Here is a 454-nt window from a genome sequence, read left to right as displayed (position 1 = left end):
CGTCCAGGGCGCGCCCGTCACCCATTTCATGAACGCGCTGTCGCTGCTGTTTCCGGCGGGCGAGCGCTTCTTCATGGATTCGGTGCGCAACTACCGCGACGAGATCCACGATCCCGAGCTGAAGAAGCAAGTGGCGGGCTTCATCGGCCAGGAAGCGATGCACACGCGCGAGCACATCGAGTACAACGACCTGCTGCAATCGGCGGGCCTGCCCGCGCACAAGCTCGACAAGCGCCTGTGGGCGCTGCTCGGCTGGGGCAAGAAGGTGCTGCCGAATTCGGTGCAGCTCGCGATCACGATCGCGCTCGAGCATTACACGGCAATCCTCGCGAACCAGTTGCTCTCGGGCTACACGCACCGGATCGACGGCTCGGTCGAAGGCTACAAGCAGATGTGGCTGTGGCACGCGATGGAAGAGACCGAGCACAAGGCCGTCTCGTACGACGTATGGAAC

Annotated in this window: 1 protein-coding gene; it reads left to right on the top strand. The window is 63.2% G+C overall.

Going from position 1 to position 454, the window contains the following annotated elements; genetic code table 11:
• Positions 1-454, top strand: a 454-nt coding sequence (locus J5M58_RS26885; protein WP_207880433.1) for a metal-dependent hydrolase, incomplete at both ends; no start/stop codon positions are given.

This window comes from Pseudomonas sp. 32_A (genome assembly GCF_017490905.1).
Lineage (GTDB): Bacteria > Pseudomonadota > Gammaproteobacteria > Pseudomonadales > Pseudomonadaceae > Aquipseudomonas > Aquipseudomonas inefficax.
The sequence above is the reverse complement of the archived record's forward strand: the minus strand, read 5'-3'. Positions and strand labels throughout refer to the sequence as shown.